The 8,339-nt window shown below is 48.9% G+C and carries 9 protein-coding genes; all 9 read right to left on the bottom strand.

Going from position 1 to position 8,339, the window contains the following annotated elements:
- A partial coding sequence (locus AC1WIP_RS07420) for a histidine kinase dimerization/phospho-acceptor domain-containing protein (RefSeq protein WP_481141253.1) occupies window positions 1-2,138 on the bottom strand: 2,138 nt, incomplete at its 3' end.
- 12 nt (window positions 2,139-2,150) lie between these two features.
- Window positions 2,151-2,843, bottom strand: a complete 693-nt coding sequence (locus AC1WIP_RS07415) for a response regulator transcription factor (RefSeq protein WP_318704157.1) — start codon at window positions 2,841-2,843, stop codon at window positions 2,151-2,153.
- 120 nt (window positions 2,844-2,963) lie between these two features.
- Window positions 2,964-3,743, bottom strand: coding sequence for a peptidoglycan editing factor PgeF (gene pgeF / locus AC1WIP_RS07410; RefSeq protein WP_481141252.1), 780 nt, complete (start codon window positions 3,741-3,743; stop codon window positions 2,964-2,966).
- Between the two features lie 167 nt (window positions 3,744-3,910).
- Window positions 3,911-4,276, bottom strand: coding sequence for a YraN family protein (locus AC1WIP_RS07405; protein WP_481141251.1), 366 nt, complete (start codon window positions 4,274-4,276; stop codon window positions 3,911-3,913).
- Window positions 4,277-4,306: 30 nt separating this feature from the next.
- Entirely contained in the window at window positions 4,307-4,603 is a 297-nt protein-coding gene (locus AC1WIP_RS07400; RefSeq protein WP_318704155.1) for an EscU/YscU/HrcU family type III secretion system export apparatus switch protein, read from the bottom strand.
- Window positions 4,604-4,618: 15 nt separating this feature from the next.
- On the bottom strand, window positions 4,619-6,382 hold the full coding sequence (gene fliK, locus AC1WIP_RS07395) for a flagellar hook-length control protein FliK (RefSeq protein ID WP_481141250.1): 1,764 nt from the start codon (window positions 6,380-6,382) through the stop codon (window positions 4,619-4,621).
- 15 nt (window positions 6,383-6,397) lie between these two features.
- Window positions 6,398-7,159 (bottom strand): ribonuclease HII, encoded by a 762-nt coding sequence (locus tag AC1WIP_RS07390; RefSeq protein ID WP_481141249.1) that lies wholly within the window; start codon window positions 7,157-7,159, stop codon window positions 6,398-6,400.
- Window positions 7,160-7,178: 19 nt separating this feature from the next.
- Entirely contained in the window at window positions 7,179-7,724 is a 546-nt protein-coding gene (gene lepB / locus AC1WIP_RS07385; RefSeq protein WP_481141248.1) for a signal peptidase I, read from the bottom strand.
- A 6-nt stretch (window positions 7,725-7,730) separates the two neighbouring features.
- The coding region (gene ylqF / locus AC1WIP_RS07380) for a ribosome biogenesis GTPase YlqF (protein ID WP_481141247.1) at window positions 7,731-8,339 on the bottom strand (609 nt) is incomplete at its 5' end.

Genomic DNA, 8,339 nt, shown 5'->3' with positions numbered 1-8,339 from the left:
CGATATGCCTTTTCTTCCAGAACCTGAAGATAATTCCGGATCTTCGGATCCTCAAAATCCTCTCTCTTTAAAAGGTCCACATAATTAATGATTGATGTAAGCGGCGTTTTAATATCATGGGATACATTTGTGATCAGATCCGTTTTCATCTGTTCATCCTTCATACTGGTTTTCACCGCCTTGCGGATTCCCTCGCCAATATTGTTCACCGCATCCGCCATCTCCTTGTTGGCTCCGTGGAGGCTTGATACGTCCAGCTTAAAATCCACTTCCCCGTCCCGGATTCTGTTGATGCCCTCCACAATTTCAATCTGTTCCCCGTTGTCGCGGAACAAAAGCATTCCTATGGTCACATCCAAAATCACCGCCAGGAAAATCACACCAGCCGCCAGCATTTTATGCTCCTGCAGCATATACACAAGGATAACTGCAGCAAAATTTGCAAATAAAAACAAATTATAAGGAATCAGGGTACTCACCGCCGAATTTTTGTGGCGGAAAATAAATTTCACAAAATTCCTGCAGCAGGTTAAAAGCCTGCATAGAAGGCTGTCCCTCCAGAAATTTCCGCATCGCAGGCGCCGTGCCAGACTGTACCAAATCAGACTGAAAAACACGCTCACGCAGATGCCGTAGGCTCCAAAGCAGCCGTATTCATACAGCATGAACCCGCCGGACAATCTTGCATAATCGGCGAATACGGAATCTGCGATTTCAAGAAGCTGATCCCGTCCCCAGAGTGCTGCATACCAGACAAGAATGCCAAGAATCACCCACAGCTCCGTCCAGACATGATCTATGCCGTTTAAGTACTTCACCCGGTTCCCGGTTTCATCCATGCCCACACCTGCAGTAGCGGTCAAATACACCCAGAGACTCAGCCATACAAGGGCCTGAACAATAATTGCCGCCGTAATCACCCCTATATTGGGCACGATCCTGTCAAAGGCGCTGTGTGCATTGTAAAAAGCATCCCCAGAAACGGCATAGGTGTTATCCACGCCTATCCAGATGTGCGTGGTCTCCGGATACGCATAGGCATACTCCTGAATATACTGATGGATTTCATCCTCACTCAAAACCGTATTGCCGGTAAACTCCAGGCTGTCCGGATAATAAATGAGATATCTTCTGTATTCGGAAAAGTATTCCGTCACCTCACTGTCCGGCTCCTCCATAAGCTGTGACACATTGGTGTAGGTTCTCGTGACTTCGTCAACCGTCATGCGCACCATATACATCAGATTGGTATTCCCTTCCTGATAAAGCTCATTGCAGGCCTGATACTGCTGATATTCCGCCGTCAGGGTTTCAATGGCCTCCGTAAGGTTTGCCTGCAGCTTCATATAATCCACCCAGTTATCCGCATAGGAAATCAGCTGTCTCTCCCCGTCCACAGTCTCATACCTGCACACCAGCAGCGGGAAATATACATTCAAGCTGCCGTCATCCTCCCGGGATACGCTGATCTCATCGGGATATTCCGCCATAATATAGGAAAACGCCATATCCTCCAGCTGTTCATTGGTATATTCCCCCAGGGCTTCCTCTATGGCGGCCACTTCCTCCTCTGCCCTCATCTCCGGCATCTCCGCATCCGCATCCCAGTCCACCACTTCAGCCCTTCCCGTATAAAATCCCCGGAAATAAAGCTGTCCGTTTTCATCCAGAGCAAAGTTTTCCGCAGAAACCACCTGTCCGAAATAATTCAAAAAATCGGACATGCTCATCACTCTGTTATTGTATTCCACTCCGTTTCTTCCCCATTTGATCAAATCCTCCAGCTCATATACCGCAGTTATGGCGCAGTCGTTTCCCAGCCCTCTTTTTTCTGCAAACGCAGTCACATCCACTTCCTTGCCGGGATCAAATTCTCCATCTGTTTCAAGCTCGGACTTTATGGCTGCCAGGCGCATGACATCGGACACCGCCGTCCTGAAGATATCCTGATAAACCTCTGAATCCTCAAAGACAGGCTCTGTGTAAAAAGGATCGATCTGATAGGTTTTCACTCCATGCAAAGACTCTACCGTCAAAAAAGAATGAAATAAAATTCCAGCTATGGCAATCATAATTCCCATAGCCATCAGATGCTGTATGAGTTCCAGTCCTAATCGTTTAAACGTCGGCTTTTTCATGACTCCTCGCTTCTACTGCTTGTCTACCTTATATCCCACGCCCCACACTACCTTAATGTATCGTGGCTCCTTGGGGTTGATTTCTATTTTTTCCCTGATATGCCGGATATGCACGGCAACCGTGTTATCCGCCCCGATGGCATCCTCATTCCAAATGCTCTCGTATATCTGATTAATGGAAAACACTCTGCCCTGATTCTTCACCAAAAGCAGCAGGATATTATATTCAATGGGAGTCAGCTTCACGGGCTCGCCGTCCACAGTCACCTGCTTGTTATCATCGTTTATCACCAATCCCCCTACCTGATAAACGGATTTGCTCTCACCGCTTAGACTGCCCAGAGAGGTATAACGCCGCAGATTGGATTTTACCCTTGCCACAAGCTCCAGTGGATTGAAAGGCTTTGTAATATAATCGTCCGCCCCAATATTCAGCCCCAGTATCTTGTCCGCATCCTCCGACTTTGCCGACAGGATAATAATAGGGATACTGCTGTTTTCCCGGATTTTCAAGGTAGCGCGGATTCCATCCAGCTTCGGCATCATAACGTCCATGATCAACAGCTGAATTTCCTCTTTCCTTAAAATCTCCATGGCCTGCTCGCCGTCATATGCCTTGAAAATACGGTAACCGTCCTGACTTAAATAAATTTCGATGGCCTCCACAATTTCCCTGTCATCGTCACAAACTAAAATATTTGCCATTTTATTCCTCATTTCTGAGCGACTTGTCGCGAAGAGGCGACGCAAATATCAAATTTGCGTCTGCCATCATGGCTATTTGTTTTCGCTCGGAAACAAATAGCTGTGTGAAAAATCAGCACATCAGTGTGATTTTTCACACAATTCCTCCGGTTTCTTTTTCAACATCAAAAACGCACCAAGATTTCCTCTTCTGCCACCAGATGCCCTGTGGGAAAACAAATAGGAAGGGTTATGACAGGTACAGACATCTGCTACAGATATCCTCTCAAGGGGAATTCCCGCCTTTCTAAGAATCAGCAAATTGGCGAGCCACAGATTCAGCTGATATTTTCCGCAGGCGCCTCCGGGCCGCAATACCCGGGGCAGGCTTCCTCCCCTTCCGGTCAAGGTTTCCTTTTCCCAGATTTCCTCCAGAAAGTCCGAAAAGCCCACTTCCATCTCTTTAAACTGCCCGGCCACATCGTCTCCCACCTGGTAACAGTCACTGCAGATGGCGGGGCCTATGGCAGCAATCAGCTCCTCAGGTCTGGTATTGAAATTTTCACACATGGCCTCCGCCATATGCCTTCCCATCTCCATCACAGTTCCCCGCCAGCCGGAGTGGGCAAGCCCGATCACCTCATGAACCGGGTCCAGAAAATAAAGGGGCACACAATCCGCATAGGTGGTCACCAGAGCAATTCCCCTCTCCTTCGTGATCAGGCCATCCACATCCGTATAGTCAAGAGGCCGTACAATCCCCTTTCCCCGGTCTGCCTGCGTCACCAGCCGGATATTTACCGTATGAGTCTGCTTCGACGAAACCATGTCCGCTACACTGCAGTGAAGAATCTTAGCAATGCGTTCATAATTAGAAAGCACGGCCCCGGGATCATCACCTCTTGAAAAGCTCAGATTCATGGAGGAAAAAATCCCCTTGCTGCACCCTCCCAGACGAGTACTGAACAAATGTTCCGCAAGTCCAGAAGCCTCAAGGGCCGGAATGTAAGATACTCCACCCCGCCCATACAGTTTTGCTTCAAAACCTTTCCTGATACTCTCTCTTCTCTCACTATCTGAAACACAAATTATCTTCCTCCTGCATACCTGTGTGGAAAAGCATTTTTTATCCAGCGGATTTCCTCTCCCTGTATGGCGACCACATCATAGCGCACCGGCGCAAAATCTCCAATTCCCTGGCTGCAGCGGTAAAAATCTGCCGTCCTGCAGATTTTCTGCTGCTTTTTTAACGTTACAGCCTCCAGCGCGCCTCCCATGCTGTGGGTTCTGCGATACTTTACCTCCACAAACACCAGATACCCCTGGTGAATCCCTACAATATCGATCTCTCCCTGTCTGCCCCGAAAATTTTGTTTCAGGATTCTCACTCCCCGCTGCTTAAGATATTCTGCTGCAAGCTGTTCCTTTTTTGTCCCTGTTTCCCGTTGATTCAAATTCACCCCTTCTACAGCCCATTCACTCTGTCATTTTTTCATTTTGCTTCTCAGCTTATCCATAGAATCCACAAAAACCAGGATTTCCGCCACCACCTCGTAAAGCTCCGGCGGTATCATATCGCCGATCTGCAGCCGGGACAGTGTATCAGCCAGCTTGTCGTCTCTGTGGATGGGTACATCATGCTCCTTTGCCCTTTCAATGATCCTTTCCGCCAAAATCCCCTTGCCGCTGGCGATTACCTTTGGCGCTTCCTCACTGGGATCATACTCCAGGGCAATCGCCTGTTTTGTCCTGTTTTCCTTTTCTGCCACGTCTCCTCTCATCCCTTCCGCCTTCTCTTATGCTCTCATATCAAAAGCATAATGTCCCATAGGCACATGGCTTTCCTGTCCCAGGAAAGGTTCCATGCCCCCCGTCTTCTTTTCCTTTTCTTCCCTCACCTGCATGGAAAAGCTGCAGTCATAGCCCTTTTTCTGCAGCCGCTTTGTCAAAAGCTCCATATGCTGCTCCAAAAAGTCCAGCATTTCCTCGTCCTTCACATAAAACCGTGTGCTTACCCTTTCACTCTGCATTGTCACATACACATCCACCGGCCCAAGATGCTCCATATCCAGATGGAGCAGTGCGCTGAGGGACCCTTTGGATGCCGCAAGATTTTTTTTGTTGGTAAAAACATACAAATCCCCGTGGGCGCCGCCCTGCTGCAGCTTAAGCGGAAGCTGTATATATGTAAAAAGCTGATTTACCTGCTGTAAAAAATCCAAATTTCCGGAAAGATTCGAAACAGCCTTAAAAGCTCCGGAGGCTGTCTGCCCCCCTTCCTCCAATACCTGTGTCAGGGCCTTCAGCTGTCTGCCCAGCCGCTGATAAAACCTTTCCACCTGCCCTAAATCCGAGGCCTCCTCCAGGGTCAGCGTAAAGCCCTCCTGCAGGTTTTGTGAAAGAGCCGCCCGGATTTCTCTTATGACGCTTTCCTTCCCCAAACCCTTTTCAGCCCACAGTTGTTTCAGAAGGCTCTCCAGGGACGATTCCAGGGAAGCTCCCATGGAGGGACGGTTCCCTGCTGGCTGCTCTGTCAGACTCTGCTGCACCGGCACCTGTTCCGTCTGTGCTGCTCCCTGTTCTATCTCAGACTGTCCTTCCGGCCCATACTGGGCCGCTGCCTGCTCTTCCAGCCCCTGCTGTATCAACACCTGTCCCTGTTCTGTCTGTACTGCCTGGCCCTGACTGGCCTGCACTTGTTCCATTCCAGGCTGTACCTCCGGCTGTCCCTTGCCTTGCTGTCCAAACACCGCTTCAAGCACAGCCTGCCCTGCCGGACTTTCCTGTGCCCGCATCTGGACTGTTCCATTCAATCCCGAAGGAAGCTGTTCTGCTGTCAAAGAAGTCTCCCCGGCAGGCATTACTGTTTCCTGCAGCAAGGAAAAAATCTCCCGCAGAAGCCTGACCGCCCCCTGCACATCACCTTTTGCCGCCATCTCTGCAAGCATTCTGGGAAGCTCCTGCATCAGGCTGTAAAGCCCTGTCTCCAGCTGATAGGTAAAATTTTTATAGGAAGCAATCTGCGCCAGATTATTTTCATTCACAGGAAGCCCCAGCTTGTGCAGGTCCACAATGTCCTCTATGCTTGCGTCAGGAAAGCTTCCAGCCTCTCTGTATACCTGCTGAAGGGTATTTTTATCAATGGAAAGTCCTGCCCTCATAAGAAGCTCTGTCATGGATACTGTGGTGTCATTCACAGGCAGTCCTGCCATTTCAATGGCCTTCAGCACATTTGCGTCGGCTGCCATATTTTCAAACAGAGGGCTCAAAACCAACGTGCTTCCGTTGTTTTTTACCTCAAAGGTCATATTTTTTCCGGTTTCCAGATTCAGACTGCGCTCCACTCTGGCGTTTATCACCATATCCTCTGCAAGACGCACAGAGACCTCACTGCCGTTTCTGGAGATAACCTCTCCCCGAAGTGTCTGCCCCGGTACAAGCGCACGTATCTGCCGTCCCAATGAAGCTTTGCTTCCCGTTCCGGCGCTCTCAGCCTCTTTCTTTGCCCTGGCTGCATCCTCTATCTGCTTTTCTCCCGTAAATAGCTGTGTCAGTTTCATAGGCTTCCTCAAATCTTAATCCGTCACAAAGTTTTTGATAAAGCTTTTCCGATGGATGGGAGTGGGACCATATTTGCGCAGCGCCTCCAAATGCGCCGGGCTGCCGTAGCCCTTGTTTTCCGCAAAACCGTACTGCGGAAAAATGCTGTCATATTCCCGCATGATCCTGTCCCTTGTGACCTTGGCCATAATACTGGCAGCTCCTATGGAAATACTCTTGGCGTCACCCTTGATAATGGGCACCTGTGGGATATCCACCCCGGGAATGGTCACCGCATCGTTCAAAAGAAGCTCCGGCATAAGTGTAAGCTTTCCTATGGCCTGGCGCATTGCCTCGTAGGTAGCCTGCAGAATATTGATTTCGTCAATTCTCTCAGGCAGCACAATCCCCACTGCCCAGGCTCTGGCCCTCCCAGCAATCACATCGTACAGCTCTTCTCTCTTTTTTTCGGACAGCTTCTTAGAATCGTTTATATATAAAATATCACAATCTCTTGGCAGGATCACAGCCCCCGCCACCACCGGCCCGGCAAGGGGGCCTCTTCCCGCCTCGTCTACACCGCAGATAGCTCCATAGCTGTCATACTTTTTTTCATAGACCTTAAGTCCTTCCAGTCTCTCTTTCTCTTTCTCCAAAAGGGTCAGCTTTTTTTGTGCAGAGCTTACCAGCTTTTGCACGCCCTGCCTTGCATCCCTTTCATAGCTTTCTATTAATTCAGGCAGCTCATCGAAACAAGCTGCCTGAAACAATTCCCTGATCTCCTCAATCTTTTTCATGTATCCCTTCACCTCTGCGTCATTGGTGCTTTAGAATGCCGAATTCAGAAAGGGGCCATATTCTCAGCCAGGCTCTGCCGATAATGTCATCCCTATGGATATTCCCCACAATTTCCGTGCGGCTGTCACTGCTGTTATTGCGGTTATCGCCCATGACAAAATACTCATCCTCTCCTAAAACAACCGGATTTGCCGCAATTCCCCTATTGTCCGCACGAATTACCTCTTTGCCGTAATTTTCCACAAGAATTTCCCCATTAATATAGATCGTTCCGTTCTGATCAATCTGCACGGTCTCCCCCGGAAGTCCGATAATGCGCTTGATATAATAGGTATTCTCCTGATATTGAAAAGGAAACACAATGATATCAAATCTCTGAGGTTCACTGAAACGGTAAGTAATCTTATCCACAATCAGGTTGTCTCCGTCGGAAAGGGTGGTTTCCATAGATTCCCCCTCCACCTCAGTGCGCTGGCCCACAAAGGTGATAATAAAGTAGGTAATACACAGCACACATAAAAGATACAAGCCCGTAGTAAGCATTTCTTTCATTACTTTATTCATATCTGTTTAATCCTCGCATCCTTCATCTGGCTGCTCCAGTGTAATTCTTCCCAGTCTGCCGCTCCTGAAATCCTCCAGCAAAATAGCGGAAGCCTTCTCTATATCCAGGCTTTCCCCCTTGGAATAGCATTTTCTGCTCTTGGCAATTTCCTTAAGAATCTCCGGCTCTTCTCCCCGAAGCTCTATGTCGTAGCGGCTGCTTAAGGCATCCGGATAAAGCTGCCTGAGCACTTTGATCAAGTCACAGGCCAGTTCCCCCTTGAGCAGAATTTCATCGTTCATGGAACCTATAAAAGCCAGCCTCCTGCCCACCTCCTGATCCTCAAATTTCGGCCACAGAATACCCGGCGTATCCAAAAGCTCCAGATTTTTATTCAGCCGTATCCATTGCTTTCCCTTGGTGACTCCAGGCTTATTCCCCGTCTTTGTGCAGGCCTTCCCGGCAAAGGTATTGATAAAGGTTGACTTCCCAACATTGGGTATCCCCGCCACCATAGCCCTCACTGGCCTGTTTACAATACCTCTTTTTTTGTCCCTTTCTATTTTTTCCCTGCAGGCTTCCCTGACAAGCCCCTGTATGTTTTTCACTCCTGTGCCGGCCCTGGAATTTACCTC

Source organism: Acetatifactor sp. (assembly GCF_982438285.1).
Note: the sequence above shows the minus strand (reverse complement) of the source record. Positions and strands in the feature narration are given on the sequence as shown.

Excerpts from the sequence above, each read along its gene's own strand:
- AC1WIP_RS07415 (WP_318704157.1), bottom strand. The coding sequence starts at position 2,843 with ATGGCAAATATTTTAGTTTGTGACGATGACAGGGAAATTGTGGAGGCC.
- pgeF (WP_481141252.1), bottom strand. The coding sequence starts at position 3,743 with ATGAATCTGAGCTTTTCAAGAGGTGATGATCCCGGGGCCGTGCTTTCT.
- AC1WIP_RS07400 (WP_318704155.1), bottom strand. The coding sequence starts at position 4,603 with ATGAGAGGAGACGTGGCAGAAAAGGAAAACAGGACAAAACAGGCGATT.
- fliK (WP_481141250.1), bottom strand. The coding sequence starts at position 6,382 with ATGAAACTGACACAGCTATTTACGGGAGAAAAGCAGATAGAGGATGCA.
- AC1WIP_RS07390 (WP_481141249.1), bottom strand. The coding sequence starts at position 7,159 with ATGAAAAAGATTGAGGAGATCAGGGAATTGTTTCAGGCAGCTTGTTTC.
- lepB (WP_481141248.1), bottom strand. The coding sequence starts at position 7,724 with ATGAATAAAGTAATGAAAGAAATGCTTACTACGGGCTTGTATCTTTTA.